Source organism: Acidovorax sp. SUPP2539, assembly GCF_030158975.1.
GTDB lineage: Bacteria > Pseudomonadota > Gammaproteobacteria > Burkholderiales > Burkholderiaceae_C > Paracidovorax.
The window spans coordinates 304,087-319,474 of sequence record NZ_BQXJ01000001.1 but is presented as its reverse complement, the minus strand read 5'-3'; the positions used below and the strand labels follow the sequence as shown (position 1 = coordinate 319,474).

At 69.4% G+C, this 15,388-nt stretch carries 12 protein-coding genes; 5 read left to right on the top strand and 7 right to left on the bottom strand.

Annotated features, from left to right (window positions below; translation table 11 throughout):
• Window positions 1-11 precede the first annotated feature (11 nt).
• From ctaD to AVTE2539_RS01390, 3 genes are all read right to left on the bottom strand, one after another.
• Window positions 12-1,652, bottom strand: a complete 1,641-nt coding sequence (ctaD, locus tag AVTE2539_RS01400; protein ID WP_272549039.1) for a cytochrome c oxidase subunit I — start codon at window positions 1,650-1,652, stop codon at window positions 12-14.
• A 33-nt stretch (window positions 1,653-1,685) separates the two neighbouring features.
• The gene (coxB, locus tag AVTE2539_RS01395; protein ID WP_284408098.1) at window positions 1,686-2,855 is read right to left on the bottom strand and encodes a cytochrome c oxidase subunit II; all 1,170 of its coding nucleotides are present in this window, start codon (window positions 2,853-2,855) and stop codon (window positions 1,686-1,688) included.
• 488 nt (window positions 2,856-3,343) lie between these two features.
• A complete protein-coding gene (locus AVTE2539_RS01390) occupies window positions 3,344-4,249 on the bottom strand; it encodes a methyltransferase domain-containing protein (RefSeq protein ID WP_284408097.1) in 906 nt (301 codons plus the stop codon).
• A gap of 37 nt (window positions 4,250-4,286) precedes the next feature.
• Here AVTE2539_RS01390 and AVTE2539_RS01385 point away from each other — a divergent pair, with 37 nt between their 5' ends.
• Together AVTE2539_RS01385 and trmL are read left to right on the top strand one after the other, a co-directional pair.
• Window positions 4,287-5,009 carry a ComF family protein gene (locus AVTE2539_RS01385; protein WP_284408096.1) on the top strand — a complete coding sequence of 241 codons (723 nt, stop codon included), beginning with the start codon at window positions 4,287-4,289 and terminating at the stop codon, window positions 5,007-5,009.
• Window positions 5,010-5,090: 81 nt separating this feature from the next.
• Window positions 5,091-5,552 (top strand): tRNA (uridine(34)/cytosine(34)/5-carboxymethylaminomethyluridine(34)-2'-O)-methyltransferase TrmL, encoded by a 462-nt coding sequence (gene trmL / locus AVTE2539_RS01380; protein WP_272565035.1) that lies wholly within the window; start codon window positions 5,091-5,093, stop codon window positions 5,550-5,552.
• 24 nt (window positions 5,553-5,576) lie between these two features.
• On the opposite strand, the gene AVTE2539_RS01375 is transcribed toward trmL, so the two are convergent.
• Window positions 5,577-6,542, bottom strand: coding sequence for a LysR family transcriptional regulator (locus tag AVTE2539_RS01375; RefSeq protein ID WP_284408095.1), 966 nt, complete (start codon window positions 6,540-6,542; stop codon window positions 5,577-5,579).
• A 209-nt stretch (window positions 6,543-6,751) separates the two neighbouring features.
• Between AVTE2539_RS01375 and AVTE2539_RS01370 the strand changes: the two genes are divergently transcribed.
• Window positions 6,752-7,072, top strand: coding sequence for a DUF4148 domain-containing protein (locus tag AVTE2539_RS01370; RefSeq protein WP_284408094.1), 321 nt, complete (start codon window positions 6,752-6,754; stop codon window positions 7,070-7,072).
• Window positions 7,073-7,170: 98 nt separating this feature from the next.
• Here AVTE2539_RS01370 and AVTE2539_RS01365 read toward each other — a convergent pair whose 3' ends face one another.
• From AVTE2539_RS01365 to AVTE2539_RS01355, 3 genes are all read right to left on the bottom strand, one after another.
• Window positions 7,171-7,635 carry a MaoC family dehydratase gene (locus tag AVTE2539_RS01365; protein ID WP_284393360.1) on the bottom strand — a complete coding sequence of 155 codons (465 nt, stop codon included), beginning with the start codon at window positions 7,633-7,635 and terminating at the stop codon, window positions 7,171-7,173.
• A gap of 65 nt (window positions 7,636-7,700) precedes the next feature.
• Entirely contained in the window at window positions 7,701-8,318 is a 618-nt protein-coding gene (locus AVTE2539_RS01360; protein ID WP_284408093.1) for a nucleotide-binding protein, read from the bottom strand.
• A 142-nt stretch (window positions 8,319-8,460) separates the two neighbouring features.
• Window positions 8,461-9,099 (bottom strand): LysE family transporter, encoded by a 639-nt coding sequence (locus AVTE2539_RS01355; RefSeq protein ID WP_284393355.1) that lies wholly within the window; start codon window positions 9,097-9,099, stop codon window positions 8,461-8,463.
• Window positions 9,100-9,213: 114 nt separating this feature from the next.
• Between AVTE2539_RS01355 and kefC the strand changes: the two genes are divergently transcribed.
• Both kefC and AVTE2539_RS01345 read left to right on the top strand, forming a co-directional pair.
• Complete coding sequence (kefC, locus tag AVTE2539_RS01350; protein WP_284408092.1) at window positions 9,214-11,109, top strand: glutathione-regulated potassium-efflux system protein KefC; 1,896 nt, start codon at window positions 9,214-9,216, stop codon at window positions 11,107-11,109.
• An 80-nt stretch (window positions 11,110-11,189) separates the two neighbouring features.
• The gene (locus tag AVTE2539_RS01345) at window positions 11,190-15,374 is read left to right on the top strand and encodes a DUF4132 domain-containing protein (RefSeq protein WP_284408091.1); all 4,185 of its coding nucleotides are present in this window, start codon (window positions 11,190-11,192) and stop codon (window positions 15,372-15,374) included.
• Window positions 15,375-15,388 lie beyond the last annotated feature (14 nt).

The following is a 15,388-nucleotide window of genomic DNA, read 5'->3' as shown; positions in this document are numbered from 1 at the left end:
CCAAGCCCTCCTCAGCCGATCACGCGGGTGGCCGAGGCGTCCAGCTTCGGAGGCGTCTCGTACGTGTGGAAAGGCGCCGGCGAAGGCACTTCCCATTCGAGGCCCTCGGCCCCTTCCCACGGGCGCTGCGGCGCCACTTCGCCCTTGCCGCGCATCGCGGGCACCACGATGAACAGGAAGAAGTACACCTGCATCAGGCCGAAGCCGAATGCGCCGATGGAGGCCAGCATGTTGAAGTCGGCGAACTGCATGGGGTAGTCGGCATAGCGGCGCGGCATGCCGGCCAGGCCCAGGAAGTGCATGGGGAAGAACGTCACGTTGAACGTGATGAGCGAGCCCCAGAAGTGGATGCGGCCCCGGGTTTCGCTGTACATCACGCCGGTCCATTTCGGCGCCCAGTAGTAGTACGCGGCGAACATGGAGAACAGCGAGCCGGCCACCAGCACGTAGTGGAAGTGGGCCACCACGTAGTAGGTGTCCTGCAGCTGGATGTCGATGGGGGCCATCGACAGGATCAGCCCGGTGAAGCCGCCCATCGTGAACACAAAAATGAAGCCCACGGCAAACAGCATCGGGGTCTCGAACGTCATGGAGCCGCGCCACATGGTGGCGATCCAGTTGAAGATCTTCACGGCCGTGGGCACCGAGATCAGCATGGTGGCGTACATGAAGAACAGCTGGCCGGTCACGGGCATGCCGGTCGTGAACATGTGGTGGGCCCACACGATGAACGACAGGATGGCGATGGACGAGGTGGCATACACCATGGAGGCATAGCCGAACAGCCGCTTGCGCGAGAACGCCGGCACGATCTGGCTGATGATGCCGAAGGCCGGCAGGATCATGATGTACACCTCGGGGTGGCCGAAGAACCAGAAGATGTGCTGGTACATCACCGGGTCGCCGCCGCCGGCGGGGTTGAAGAAGCTGGTGCCGAAGTGGCGGTCGGTCAGCGTCATGGTGATGGCGCCGGCCAGCACGGGCATCACGGCGATCAGCAGGTAGGCAGTGATGAGCCAGGTCCAGGCGAACATGGGCATCTTCATCAGCGTCATGCCGGGGGCGCGCATGTTCAGGATGGTCACGATGATGTTGATCGATCCCATGATGGACGAGGCCCCCAGGATGTGCATCGCGAAGATGCCGGCATCCATCGACGGGCCCATCTGCAGCGTGAGCGGCGCATACAGCGTCCAGCCCGCCGCCGGCGCGCCGCCAGGCATGAGGAACGAGGTCACCAGCATGATGGCCGCCGGGATCATCAGCCAGAAGCTGAAGTTGTTCATGCGCGCGAAGGCCATGTCGGATGCGCCGATCTGCAGCGGGATCATCCAGTTCGCGAAGCCCACGAACGCCGGCATGATGGCGCCGAACACCATGATCAGGCCATGCATGGTGGTGAGCTGGTTGAACAGCTCGGGGTTCACCAGCTGCAGGCCGGGCTTGAACAGCTCGGCGCGGATCAGCAGCGCCAGGATGCCGCCCACCATCAACATGGTGAACGAGAACAGCAGGTACAGCGTACCGATGTCCTTGTGGTTGGTCGCGAACACCCAGCGCCGCCAGCCCGTCGGGCCGTGGTGGTGGTGATCGCCGTGGCTGTCGTGTGCGTGGCCGCCCGCGTGACCGTGGTTGTCGAGAACTGCGCTCATCTTGGATTCCTCAGTGCGTTGGGGCGTGGGTGGCTATTTGCCACGCTGGGCCAGGATCTCGGACGGCTGCACGATCTGCCCCGTCTTGTTGGACCAGGCGTTCTTGGTGTAGCTCACCACGGCCGCCAGATCGGTGTCGCTCAACTGCGCCCAGGAGGGCATCGCGCCGTTAGCGGCGCCCTTGAGCACGATGTGGATCTGCTGGGTGTGGTCGTCGCTCTTGACGATGGCGGAGCCGTCCAGCGGCTTGATGGGGCCCGCGCCCTTGCCGTTGGCCTGGTGGCAGGCCGCGCAGTTGGCGGCATAGACCTTCTCGCCGCGCGGCAGGATGTCCTGCAGCGTACACACCTTGCTCGGGTCGTCCAGCTTGGCCGCGGCCTTCTTCTTCTCGCCCGCCACCCACTGGGTGTAGTCGGCAGCGGAGACCACCTTCACGTGGATGGGCATGTAGGCGTGTTCCTTGCCGCACAGCTCGGCGCACTGGCCGTAGTAGTCGCCCACCTTGTCGGCGCGGAACCAGGTGTCGCGCACGAAGCCGGGGATCGCATCCTGCTTGATGCCGAAGGCCGGCACCATGAACGAGTGGATCACGTCGTTGGCGGTGGTGATCACGCGCACCTTCTTGCCCACGGGCACCACCAGGGGGTTGTCCACCTTGAGCAGGTAGTCGGCCGGCGCGTTGCTCACGTTGCCGCTGTCGGACATGCGGCGGTGGCTGCTGTCGAGCGTGGAGATGTAGGCCAGACCCTGGCCTTCGCCGGTGATGTAGTCGTAGCCCCACTTCCACTGGTAGCCGGTGACCTTGATGGTCAGGTCGGCGTTGGTGGTGTCCTTTTGCGCCACGAGCACCTTGGTCGCGGGCAGCGCCATGAGGATCACGATGATGAAGGGCACGATGGTCCAGATGACCTCGACGGTCACGGACTCATGGAAATTGGCCGGCTTGACACCGCGCGACTTGCGGTGCTTCCAGATCGAATAGAACATCACCGCGAACACGGCGATGAAGATCACCGTGCAGATGATGAGCATCATCCAGTGCAGGAACTGCTGCTCCTCGGCGATGCGGGTGACCGGAGGCGCCAGATTCAATTGGTTGACGGCCGGGCCACCGGGAAGATCCTGCACGGCGTGGGCTGCGGTGCCCACCCATGCACCCGCCATCAGCAGCAAAGAAGCCAGCTTGTTGGAAATGCTCTTCATAGTTCTCACTTCTAAGCCTCAATTAACCAATCCCTGGGCGCCCCCGCGTGGGGTCGGGGCGGCGCACAAAGCCATGCGAATTCCAACATCCAGACCGTGCCCGGGCCTTGGGGCGCAATGCCCGAGCCCTTCAGCGCGGCTGGGTTCCACATGAACCCGGTTTCATCGATGCGGAGCACCGGCGGTGCTTCGCTTTTTGTCTCCTGACCTTCAAGGCCCGCGCGGGTTGGCGCGTGCCCTGCACCGTGCAGCATGCCGTTCCCGTGGCCCGATTGCAAGGCCCGCGGCGACATCCGCTGCACAGCCCCGTACAAACCATGAGAAGGTGGAAGGTTTCGCGCCGACCGCAGAGCCTGCCACCGACAGGCGGCCTCCCGGCGGGGCCGCAGGGATCGCACCGCGCAGCAGAAGTTCCGGAACAGCACCGCCAAGAATTGTAGCCTGCTGTTGCGACGGATCATGGGGGCCCTGCCCCCGGGAAAACACCCTCAGGCGCCCGGCTTTCTCGCCCCCTGCAGCATGGCGCGCATGTCCTGCAGCGACACGGCGCTGCTCTCGCTCACCCGCAACCGTGGCGCCGGCTTGAAGGCGTGGCCATAGACGATCTCGAAGGTCAGCGCCAGCTGGCCGCCCTCGTTCGGGTCGGCTAGGCGGTCGGCCAGCGCCTGTTCCAGGCGCTCGCGCCAGCGCCGCCCGCGCAGCGCGGGAAAGCGCGCCGGGTGCAGGTTGCAGCCCAGTTCGCGCAACTCCTGCAGCAGCCGGGCCGGTGTGGCGAAGGTCAGCCGGATGCGTTCCATGTCCATCACCGGTTCGGCGAACCCGGCCTGCACCAGCATGTCGCCCCAGTCGTGCATGTCCGTCATGGCATGGCCGGCGGGCGGCCAGCCCAGTTCGGCGTAGACGGCATGCAGTTCGCGCACGGTGTCGGGGCCCAGGCAGGAGAACATGAGATAGCCGTCCACGGCGAGTGCCCGGTGCCACTGGCCGATCAGCCGCTGCGGGTCGGCGGCCGTGTGCAGCGCCATGTTGGACCACACCATGTTGACGCTGCCGTCCGCCGGCAGGCCGAACTTCGGAGCACGCCCACCCCAGCGCGAAGGGCTCCACCATGCCGCGCCCAATGCCTGCTCGGCCACCGGCTGGCGGCGCACCGCGGTTTCCGCCACCTGGCAGGTGGCCTGGGGGTAGCGCTGGCGCACCAGGGCATGGGCCTGCAGGCCACCGCGCACCGGGTCCCAGTCGCACCAGGCGGCCGGGGCCTGGCGGATCCACTGGAGCCGGTCGTCCATGCGCCGGGCCACCTCCTCGTGCAGCCAGGGGGAGATGGCGGGGGCGGCGGCATGCCAGCGGGCCGCGGCGGGCGGGTCGATGGTGGGGGGAAGGTGCTCTGGCATCGTGGGGGAACGGGGTCGCGGCGAGTATATTGAGTCGATGCTCCACAGGCAGCTTGCAGGGATATCGCACTGGCTGGGCGCGGCCCTGGGTGCCGTGCCCAGCCAATGCGCCGTCTGCCATGCCTGGCCCGCGCGGCGCGTCTGCGATGCCTGCGCCACCCGCTTCGCACAGCCGCAGCCGCGCTGCGCGACCTGCGCCCTGCCCGTGCCGGCGGGCGTGGCGCGCTGCGGGCGCTGCCTTACCGACCCGCCGCCGCTGGACGCCTGCCTTGCCGCGGTGGACTACGGCTACCCCTGGGCGCAGGCGCTGGCCGATTTCAAGTTCCGGGCCGACCCCGGCTGGGCGCCGTCGCTGGCCACCCTGCTTCGCAGCACGCCCTGGGTGGAACCGGCCGTGGAAGCGGCCGACTGCCTGCTGCCCATTCCCCTGTCGCGCGAGCGGATGAAAGAGCGCGGCTTCAACCAGGCCGCGCTGCTGGCGCGTGCCTTGTCGCCGGCGAAGGCGGATGCCGCCAGCCTGCTGCGCACCCGCGCCACCGAGGCGCAGAGCGGCTTGCCGCGCAAGGACCGGCTGCGCAACCTGCGCGGCGCGTTCGCGCTGGAGCCCGCGCGCGCCGCGCGCATCGCGGGCCGCCGGGTGGTTCTGGTGGACGACGTGATGACCACAGGCGCCACGCTGCACGCGGCGGCGCGGGTGCTGCGCGAGGCCGGCGCCGCGCACATCACCGCGGTGGTGGTCGCCCGCACCGATAGTCCCTGACCCGGGCCGATCACCGGGCCTGGATACGTTTGTTTACGAGCTTTCGCGCCGGGTGCGGCGCAGATGCCGACAATAGACGCCATGTTTCATATCGTTCTTGTCGAACCCGAGATCCCGCCCAACACGGGCAACGTGATCCGGCTGGCCGCCAACACCGCGTGCCGGCTGCACCTGATCGAACCCTTGGGTTTTTCCATGGAAGACCGCCTGATGAAGCGCGCGGGCCTCGACTACCACGAGTACACCGAGGTGCAGCGCCACGCGGGATGGACCGCCTTCCTGCGCGATGCCGAGCCGGACGCCACCCGCATGTTCGCCATGACCACGCACGCCACGCTCACGGTGTACGAGACCAGCTTTCGCGCCGGCGACTGGCTGGTGTTCGGCGCCGAGACGCGCGGCCTGCCGCCCGAGCTGCGCGAATCATTCCCGCCCGCCCAGCAGCTGCGGCTGCCGATGGTGCCGGGGCAGCGCAGCCTGAACCTGTCGAACGCCGTGGCGGTCACGGTGTACGAGGCCTGGCGGCAAAACAGCTTCCTTTGATGCGTTGAGGCCCGGGCCTGGCCTTCAGGCCTGCGGTGCGGGCGCCGCCGCGTCCTGGTCCAGGACGCCAGGGGCCTGCAGCGCCTCCTCCACGGACTTGCGCGTGCGGGCGCTCAGAAAATCCAGGAAGGCCCGCGTGCGTGCGGGCATGAACTTGCGGCTCGGAAAGGCCGCGTACAGCGTGAAGCGCCCCGCCGTCCAGGGCGCCAGCACCCGCACTAGTTGCCCGCTGCGCAGATAGGGCGCGGCCAGATCGACCGGTAGCGAGGTCAGCCCCGCACCATCCAGCGCAGCGCGCAGCAGGGTCTCGATGTGGTTGGTCACGCAGACCGGCTGCACCTCGATGTCGATGGCCCGGTGGCCCAGCAGGGGATCGAACAGGCGCATCACCCCCGGTTTGGTGTCGCTGCGCCGGCGCAGCAGGCACTGGTGCCGGGCCAGGTCCTGCGGCACCTGCGGCGTGCCGTGGTCCCGCAGGTAGGCCGGTGAGGCGCACACCACGCTGTCGGAGCGCACGATGGGCCGGGTGATGACGTTGGCGCCGAAGACCGCGTCGTCGCTCAGCAGCGTGATGTCGAAGTCGCCGATGGGCGGCTCCAGCGAGGAATCCACATGGATGTCCAGCACCACCCGGGGATGCGCCCGATGAAAGCCCTCCACCAGCGGCGCGAGGATGTGGACCGCGAGCACCGGCGGCGCGTGCAGCCGCAGCACGCCGGCGATCTCCGAGGTGTGGGCCTGGGCCGCGGCGAAGGCCTCCTCCACGTCGGCCAGGATGGTGCGCACACGGGCCAGGTAGGCCTCGCCGGCATCGGTGAGCGAGACCCGGCGCGTGGTCCGCTGCAGCAGCCGGGTGCCGATGTGGCTCTCCAGGTCGGCAACCAGCCGGGTGACCGCCGCGGCCGACAGGTCCATCGCGCGCGCGGCCGCGGCGAAGCCGCCTTCGTCCACGACGGACTGGAACACGCGCATCGTCAGCAATCTATCCATTGCAGGAATGACGGCGTTTCAAGGGCCGCGATTATTTCAATTTCGTTAATTATTCATTGCCAGGAGTGCTGTTTTTCAAAGGGTTAACCCTGCGTACAGTTCAACCCATCGATGAGGAAGCCTGAAGGCGGACCCACCGAGGCAGGACAAGACCGGCCCCCAACAAGACCAGCCTTGCCCGGAAACACCAACCAATGAAGGACACCATCATGAACAACTACCGCACTCTCGCCACCGCCACCGCTGCCGCCATCGCCCTGAGCGCCTTCGCCGCCCACGCCGGTGTGGAAGGCGACGGCTCCGACTATCCCGCCCCTGTCGCCGCCTCCAGCGCGCTGACCCGTGAAGCCGTCGTGGCCGACCTGGTGGCTGCCCGCGAAAACGGCACCCTGCCCCGCGCGGGCGACTGGTACGACGTGCCCGCGCCTTTGGCTGTATCGGGCAACGCCACGGCCGTCACCCGCAAGGAAGTGCAGGCGCAAACCGTGGCGGCCGCGAAGTCGCGCAACACGGTCAGCGGCGACCACTGATCTGACCGCACGGCGGCCCGGCCGGTTGCGACCGGCCCAGCCCCTCCCCGAAAAAAAGGCCCGCAGGTTCGCCCTGCGGGCCTTTTTCATGGGCGCCGTCAGGGCGCGGCGCCGTAGTTGCGCGCCAGGGACTCGGCCACGCACGCGGGCTTGTCGGACCCTTCGCGCTCGATGGTGACCAGCCAGGTCATCTGGATGCCGTCCGGCGCGGCGGGTTCGCAGGCCTGCAGCGTGAGCCGCGCGCGCAGGCGGCTGCCCACTGGCACGGGCGAGGTGAAGCGCACGCGGTTGAGCCCGTAGTTCACGCCCATCCGCGCGCCGGCGATGGCGAACGCCGATTCGAAGAACCGCGGAATCAGCGACAGCGTGAGAAACCCGTGGGCGATCGGCGCGCCGAACGGGCCTTGGGCCGCACGCTCGGGATCGACATGGATCCACTGGTGGTCGCCCGTGGCCTCGGCGAACTGGTCGATCTGCGCCTGGGTGATGGTGATCCAGTCGGTCACCGCCACCTCGCTGCCCACGCAGGCGGCCACTTCGGAATACGTCTGGAAGGTTTTCATGCGCGCACTTTAGGCCGGGGCGGGCCGTGCGCGTTGTCGGGCGCGCGACAGCCGCGCGCGCCGGCCTACTGATCGAGCCAGTCGCAGATGCCCTGCCACTGCTCCAGGTCGCGCGCCACGCGGCTGGCCGAGACGTCGAAGACCGACAGGCCCTGCGCGGCCAGATGGATGTAGTTCTGCGTGTCGCGCAGCCGGCCCAGCACCGGCAGGCACAGGCTTTCGACGAACTCGCCCAGCTTGTCGGCCGCGATGGTGCGGGCATCGACCCGCATGCCGACGATGCCGATCTGCACGTTCGCCGCATGGCGGCTTTGGGCCAGCTCGTCCAGGAAGCCGCGGATGGCGAAGATGTCGAACACGCTGGCCTGCAGCGGCACGATCACCTTGTCGGCCAGCTGGAGCACCGACTTGAGCTGCGCGCCGTGCAGGCCCGCGGGCGTGTCCAGCACGGCGTGGGTGGCCTCCTTGGGCGGGCGGCTGATGGCGTCGGGCTGCACGGGCCAGTCGCCGATGGGCCGAACGGCCGGGGACCGCAGCCCGCGCCACAGTTGGGACGACTGCTGCGGGTCGGCGTCGCCCAGCACCACGGCGTGGCCCTGGCTGGCGAAATAGCCGGCGATGTTGGTGGCGAGCGTGGATTTGCCCACGCCGCCCTTGGGATTGGCCACTGCGATCACTGGCATGCACGCCTCCTGGGGGTCAAAAGTTGGATTGGCGGGGGCGATGGTAGCGCCGCCCGGGGCCGGGCTGGGGAGTATGCGTCAAAAACCCCTCCAGCGCATATTCCACTAGGGCATATTGCTATATTTTTAATAGCAAACGAATTCAGCCGTGCTGGGCCCCGCGCTTGACGAAGAAGAGCCCCGTGCCCACGGCCATCAACAGGCCGCCGAACACGCGGTTCTGCGCGCGCACCGCGCGGGCGTTGCGCAGCAGGCGGCGCAGCGCACTGGCGCCCGCGGCATAGCCGTGCATGACGGCCATGTCCACCGCCACCATGGTGGCCGCCATGGCGAGCAGTTGCGTCCACAGTGGGCGTGTGTCGGTCATGAACTGGGGCAGCACGGCGACCATGAAGATGATGCCCTTGGGGTTGGTGGCGTTGGTCAGAAAGCCCGTGAGGCAGCGCTTTTGCCACGGCCCGGCCGGCGCGGCCTCCCCGCCCGGCAGGGACGACGCATCGCCCGAGCGCCATTGGGCGATGCCGATGTAGATGAGGTAGCACGCGCCCAGGATCTTGACCGCGCTGAACGCCGTCTCGGATGCCAGCAGCAGCGAGCCCACGCCCGCCCCGGCGATCACCAGGATCAGCAGCAGCCCCAGCTGCAGCCCGAGGATGGTGGCGCCCGTCTTTCGCACGCCGTAGGTGAGCCCATGGCTCATGGACAGCACGGCGCCGGAGCCCGGCGAGATCGCGATGAGGCAAGCCGCCGCCAAAAATGCCAGCCAGGTGTGCAGGTCCATGGGTCCGCCGGAAAAGAAAGGAAAGAAGATGAAAGGATCGGGAGCCGCCGATCTTACCGATGCAAAATTGCCGAGGTCCCTTCACCGCCTCTCTCTCCACCCCATTCCTTCTCCATGGCCCACGCACCCACCTGGCTCACCTACGGCTTCCTCTACCTGGGCGCGGCCGTGCTCGCCGTGCCCATCGCGCGGGCGCTGGGGCTGGGGGCGATCATCGGCTACCTCGCCGCCGGCATCGCCATCGGCCCCTGGGGCCTGGGCCTGGTGAGCAACGTGCAGGACATCCTGCATTTCGCCGAGTTCGGCGTGGTGCTGATGCTCTTCCTCGTCGGCCTGGAGCTGCAGCCCAGCCGGCTGTGGAGCCTGCGGCGTCCGATCTTCGGGCTGGGCAGCGCGCAGGTGCTGGGGTGCGCGGCGCTGCTGTGGCTGGCGGCGTGGGCCTGCGGCCTGCCTTGGCGCGTGGGGCTGGTGGGCGCGCTGGGGCTGGCGCTGTCGTCCACGGCCATCGCGCTGCAGTCGCTCAACGAGCGCAACCTGATGCGCACCGACAGCGGGCAAAAGGCGTTCTCGATCCTGCTGTTCCAGGACGTGGCGGCCATTCCCATCCTGGCGCTGCTGCCGCTGCTGGGCGCTGCCGCAGCGGCCGAGGCCGCACCCCATGCCACGCCCGACTTGCTGCTGGAGGCGGGCAAGATCGTGGGCGTGGTGGGCGGCATCGTCCTGGGCGGGCGGCTGCTGCTGCGCCCGGTGCTGCGCTGGATCGCCAAGAGCAGGACGCCGGAGATCTTCACCGCCGCCTCGCTGCTGCTGGTGGTGGGCATCGCCTGGCTGATGGTGATCGTGGGCCTGTCGATGGCGCTGGGCGCCTTCCTCGCCGGCGTGCTGCTGGCCGACAGCGAATACCGGCGCGAGCTGGAGGCCGATATCGAGCCCTTCAAGGGCCTGCTGCTGGGGCTCTTTTTCATGGCCGTGGGCATGTCCATCGACTTCGGCGTGCTGATGCGCTCGCCCGGGTTGATGGCCCTGGTGCTGCTCGGTTTTCTGGTCATCAAAGGCGTGGTGATCTACGCGCTGGCGCGCGTGACCGGCACGCCGTACCAGGAGCGGCCCGTGATGACGCTGCTGCTGGCGCAGGGGGGCGAGTTCGCGTTCGTCGTGTTCCAGGCGGCATCGACGGCGGGCGCGCTGCCGGCCGAAACCGCGTCGCTGCTGATCGGCGCCGTGGCCCTGTCGATGCTGCTGTCGCCGCTGTTGCTGGTGTTGCTGGACCGTGTGCTGCTGCGCCGCTATGCGCGGCTCAAGACCGATGTGCCGGCCGCGGCGGAGATCTCCGAGCCGCAGGAGGCGCCGGTCATCATCGCGGGCTTCGGGCGCTACGGGCAGATCGTCGCGCGCACCATGCTGCTGCAAGCCGTTCCGACCACCGTGCTGGACCACAGCGTGGAGATGCTGGAGGTGGCCCACACCTTCGGCTACCGCGTGTTCTACGGCGACGCCACGCGCCTGGAGCTCCTGCGCATCGCAGGGGCCGCGCAGGCCCGCATCCTGGTCATCGCAGTGGACGACACGAGCCAGTCCGTCAAGATCGCCGCGTTGGCGCGCGCTCACTTTCCGCAGTTGAAAATCGTGGCCCGCGCCCGCAACATCAGCCATTGGAACGCGCTGCGCGATCTGGGCGTGGAGCACGTCGAGCGCGAGCTGTTCGAGTCCAGCCTGAAGACCGCCCGCACGGTGCTGGAACTCATGGGCCTGCCGGCGCAAGAGGCCCAGCGCGTGGCGGACCGATTCCGCCAACACAACATCGACCTGGCCAACCGCATGTACCCGCACCACAAGAACCAGGAGAAGTTCATCGCCGTGGCGCGACAAGGGCGCCAGCAACTGGTGGAACAGATGGCCAAGGAGCGGCAGGAAGCCGCATCCGCCGCGGCGGACGCGGGCCCCCCTGCGGACGCCGCAGGCCATGCCCCGCCCGCGCAGCGCACCGGCCTGCCGCCGGGCAGCGCCTGACTTTTTCGACCGGCTCCGCGGCCCGGACCGCGGCCGCCGGCCATCCCCCAAGACCCGTTTGCGAAAGGACACCCGACCCCATGCGCCGTTTCGAACTGATCGAAGGAAACTCCAGCAAATTCTGGGAGATCGAGCCCTCCGGCTCCGACCTGAACATCCGGTGGGGCCGCATCGGCACGGCCGGCCAGAGCCAGACCAAATCGTTCGCCGACGCCGCGAAGGCCTCGGCGGCGCTGACCAAGCTGGTCACCGAGAAAACGAACAAGGGCTACAGCGAAGTCGGTGTGGCACCGGGCGCCGCCATCGGTGCCTCGCCAGCGCCCGCCAAGGCGCCCGCGCCCCAGGCCGCTTCCAGGCAGGCGGCCACGGATGGTGCCGGGCGCTCCGCAACCGCCAGCGCTTCTGCACCGGCGCCCGCCCCGGCGGAAAGCCTGGATGCGCAGTGCGATCGCGTCTTCACAGCCTTCTGCACGCAATTGGCCGAGGGTGCGGTGAAGGTGGAAGACGTGTTCTCGGCCGCGGTGCTCAAGCGCCAGCACGGCGTGAGCGACCAGGGCGCCTCGATGGCGTTCGAGCGCCTGAAATCCGAAAGCCTGCTGACGGGCTGGGGCACGACCGCGCAGGTCGGCAAGCGCGCGACCGCCCTCGCCCAGGCCCTGCTCGCCGACGCGGCCGCTGCGGCCGAGACCACCCTGCCGGCCGCTGCGCCCACCGATGCCCCGGCCGGTGACGGCGAGCCCGGGGCGGTGCCGCCCTGGCTGGCCCAGGGCGACCCCGTGCGCCTGCCGTCCCAGATGGAGCGCGAGGCCTATGCCTCGCGCCGTTTCCCCCAGGAAGCGAAAGCCGCTGCACTGCCCCAGGCATGGCAGCGCGTGCGCAGCAACTGCGATTTCCTCGTCGACCTGCCCGCCACCGATGCGCCCCTGCGCGATCCGCTGCAGCGCACCATCGACCGCCTCGCCCGGCCCACGGCCGAGGCCGATGCAGAGGCCGACACGGCACTCCTCGCGCTGGCCCTGGCCAGTTCGGGCTACTACGGCGAGAACGAACCGGCTGCCGCCATCGTGGACTACCTCGTGGCGCAGTACGGACTGCCCGGGGCCGTCGACATCCTCATGGCAGCGCAGCGCCTGGAGACGACCAACGATTACGACTCGACCACCAAGAAGCGCCGTGCGCACCTGTCCACCACCGTGACCCGCGCGATGAGCAACGGATGGCGCGGGCCGTTGGGCCAGGGCGAGGAAGCCTTCCGCCGCCATCTTGCTGCCGCGCCACAGGCCGAGTGGGAAGCCTGCGCGGACCGCATCGAGGCCGCCCTGCCCTCCCTGCATCCGAGCCGGCAGCCGGCGATGGCGCTGCTGCTGCCCGACCGGCCGGCGGTTTCCGACGCGCTGGCGCACCGGCTCGCCGCCGAGAAGGAGGTGCCCGACACCCTGCACTGGCTGATGCTCACGGCCACCGACCCCGCCGCGATCGCGTTGGCCGCGAAGACGCGGCTGGGCTACTCCGAGGGCTTCTGGGGCAACCGGCGCATGGTGGCGACGGCCGTGCGCGAACGCGGCACCGGCGCGGTGGCGGTGCTGGAACGCGGGGCCGCCGAGGAGGCCGCCGGCGAAGCGCTGGCCACGCTCGGCACGCCCGAGGCCGTGCATGCGCTGGCCAAGGCCGCCAGCAGCTCCAAGGGCGCGCTGGCGCGCCTGTCCCTGGCAGCGGACCGCTGGCCGCTCGCGGCGATCGCGGCCCTCTCGCGGCTGGTGGCCGCGGATGGAAAGGACGCCGGCCTGCTCACGCCCATGCTCTCGCGCCTGCTGCGTGCGCACGGGCAGAGCGTGCCGCTGCTGCGCCCCTGGCTGGATGCCGCCGCGCAGGCCGCCGTGGACCGGCAATTGGCCCTCCTCACCGGTCCGGCCGAGGTGGCCGCCCGCGAAGAATTGCCGGCCGTGCTCGCCGATCCGCCCTGGCTTGCGAAGACCGCGCGCAAGACCGCGGCGGCGCTGGCGCTGGAGCCGCTGCCGCTGGCCCCCGTCGAGGAATGGGCGCCGGGCGAACGCGAAGAGGCGCAGCGTCTCAACTCCTGGCATCTCAACCGCTTTGCGAAAGCGGCGCAGGACGTGCTGGAGATGGTGGATCTGCTGGGCTTCGACACGAACAGGAAAAAGCAGCTCGCCCCCCTGGCCGAGGACGCCGCGCGCGCCATCCGGGCGGGAGACGCCGACGCGCTCATCGCGGCTTGGCGCGCCATGCTGGCCGAGCGCAAGCGCGAGCGCTACTACTGGTATTCCTTCGACTGCGTGGCTGCGGCCACGCTGCCTCCAGCGCTCGCCGTGCCGTTCTGGAATGCCGTGGCGGGCGAGGCCGAGGGCTACGGCGTGGGCCATGCGATCGCCAAGCTGGGCCTGCCCGCGCTGCCGGCGCTCACCGCCATGGTGCGCGCGAAGCCGGCCGAGAACCTGGCCTGGGCGATGCACTACGGTGCCGTGGAGATCGCCCCCACGGCCGCGCGCGCGTTCGCCAAGCTCAAGACCACGCGCGACACCGGCCGCGCCTGGCTGCTGAAATACCCCGAGCACGCGGCCTGTGCGCTCATCGCGCCGGCCCTGGGCAAAGCGGGCGAGGCGCGCGACTGCGCGGGCGCCTCCCTGCGGCTGCTGCATGCGCAAGGCCACGGGGCCCTCCTGATGGAGGTGGCCGGCCGCTACGGTGACGATGCGGTCCTGCAGGCGCTGCGCACCGTGCTCGACGAAAGCCCGCTGGACCGCTTCCCGACCAAGCGCGCCAAATTGCCCGAATTCTGGCAGCCACGCGGCTGGCGCCGCCCGGTGCTGCAGGACGGCCCGGGCCGTGGCAAGGCGCTGCCCGACGAAGCGCTCGACGCGCTCGGCCAGATGCTGACCTTCCCCACGAGCGAGGAGGTGTATGCCGGCATCGCCGTGGTGCGCGAGGCCTGCACGCCCGATTCGCTGGCCGATTTCGCATGGGATGCGTTCGGCGCCTGGCTCGAAGCGGGCGGCCCGTCGAAGGACGGCTGGGCGCTGACCGCGCTGGGCCTGCTGGGCACCGACGACACCGCCCGCCGGCTCACGCCCTTCATCCGCGCCTGGCCCGGCGAGTCGGCCCATGCGCGCGCCGTCACGGGGCTGGACGTGCTCGCGCAGATCGGCACCGACGTCGCGCTGATGCTGCTCAACGGCATCGCACAGAAGATCAAGTTCAAGGGCCTGCAGGACAAGGCCCGCGAGAAGATCGCCGCCATCGCCGAGGCGCGGGGCCTGAGCCCCGAGGAACTGGAGGACCGCCTCGCGCCCGACCTGGGCCTGGATGCGCAGGGCACGCTGCGGCTCGACTTCGGTCCGAGGGCGTTCAAAGTGGGCTTCGACGAGACGCTCAAACCCTATGTGCGCGAGGTCTCGGGGGACGGCAGCGACGGCGCGCGCCTGCCGGACCTGCCCAAGCCGAAGAAGACCGACGACCCCGACCTCTCGGCACAGGCCGTGGAGCGCTTCAAGCTGCTCAAGAAGGACGCGCGCACCATCGCCAGCCAGCAGTTGCTGCGCCTGGAGGTGGCCATGTGCGCGCGCCGGCGCTGGACGCCGGAGGTATTCCGCACCTTCCTCGCCGGCCACCCGCTCGTGCGCCACATCGTGCAGCGCCTGGTCTGGGGCGTGTACGAGGTGCCAGATGGCGGCAGCTACGGCGGCCGGCTCGCGGCCTGCTTTCGCGTGGCGGAAGACGGCAGCACCACCACGGCCGAGGACGACCCGTTCGATATCCCGGAGGGCGCGCAGGTGCGCATCGGCGTTCCGCATGCGCTGGAACTGTCGCCCGAAGACGCCGCGGCCTTCGGCCAGATCTTCGCGGACTACGAGCTGCTGCAGCCGTTCCCGCAGATCGGCCGCGACACCTACACGCTGACCGAGGCGGAGAAGGCCGACATCAAGCTCTCGCGCTGGACCAAAGCCAAGGTGCCCACGGGCCGCGTGCTGGGCCTGGTCAACAAGGGCTGGCGCCGCGGTCAGGCGCAGGACGGCGGCGGCATCTGGTACTTCACCAAGCCGCTGGGGGCCGCCCACGTGATCGAGTTGCACCTGGACCCCGGCATCATCGTGGGCATGGTGGACGAGTACCCCGAGCAGGAGCTGGGCGAGGTGCAGGTGGGCAAGCCTTCCGCCTGGGGCGAGTTGCAGAATGCCGAGCCCATCGGCCGCCTGGACGCCATCTCCGCCAGCGAGCTGATCCGCGACATGGAGGGGCTTCGCGCCTGACCGGCCATCGCATG

What these genes read in the sequence shown, in the direction of transcription:
- AVTE2539_RS01375 (WP_284408095.1), bottom strand. Translation starts at nt 6,542, where the DNA reads ATGGATAGATTGCTGACGATGCGCGTGTTCCAGTCCGTCGTGGACGAA.
- AVTE2539_RS01345 (WP_284408091.1), top strand. Translation starts at nt 11,190, where the DNA reads ATGCGCCGTTTCGAACTGATCGAAGGAAACTCCAGCAAATTCTGGGAG.
- coxB (WP_284408098.1), bottom strand. Translation starts at nt 2,855, where the DNA reads ATGAAGAGCATTTCCAACAAGCTGGCTTCTTTGCTGCTGATGGCGGGT.
- trmL (WP_272565035.1), top strand. Translation starts at nt 5,091, where the DNA reads ATGTTTCATATCGTTCTTGTCGAACCCGAGATCCCGCCCAACACGGGC.
- kefC (WP_284408092.1), top strand. Translation starts at nt 9,214, where the DNA reads ATGGCCCACGCACCCACCTGGCTCACCTACGGCTTCCTCTACCTGGGC.
- AVTE2539_RS01390 (WP_284408097.1), bottom strand. Translation starts at nt 4,249, where the DNA reads ATGCCAGAGCACCTTCCCCCCACCATCGACCCGCCCGCCGCGGCCCGC.
- AVTE2539_RS01370 (WP_284408094.1), top strand. Translation starts at nt 6,752, where the DNA reads ATGAACAACTACCGCACTCTCGCCACCGCCACCGCTGCCGCCATCGCC.
- AVTE2539_RS01365 (WP_284393360.1), bottom strand. Translation starts at nt 7,635, where the DNA reads ATGAAAACCTTCCAGACGTATTCCGAAGTGGCCGCCTGCGTGGGCAGC.
- ctaD (WP_272549039.1), bottom strand. Translation starts at nt 1,652, where the DNA reads ATGAGCGCAGTTCTCGACAACCACGGTCACGCGGGCGGCCACGCACAC.
- AVTE2539_RS01360 (WP_284408093.1), bottom strand. Translation starts at nt 8,318, where the DNA reads ATGCCAGTGATCGCAGTGGCCAATCCCAAGGGCGGCGTGGGCAAATCC.
- AVTE2539_RS01355 (WP_284393355.1), bottom strand. Translation starts at nt 9,099, where the DNA reads ATGGACCTGCACACCTGGCTGGCATTTTTGGCGGCGGCTTGCCTCATC.
- AVTE2539_RS01385 (WP_284408096.1), top strand. Translation starts at nt 4,287, where the DNA reads ATGCTCCACAGGCAGCTTGCAGGGATATCGCACTGGCTGGGCGCGGCC.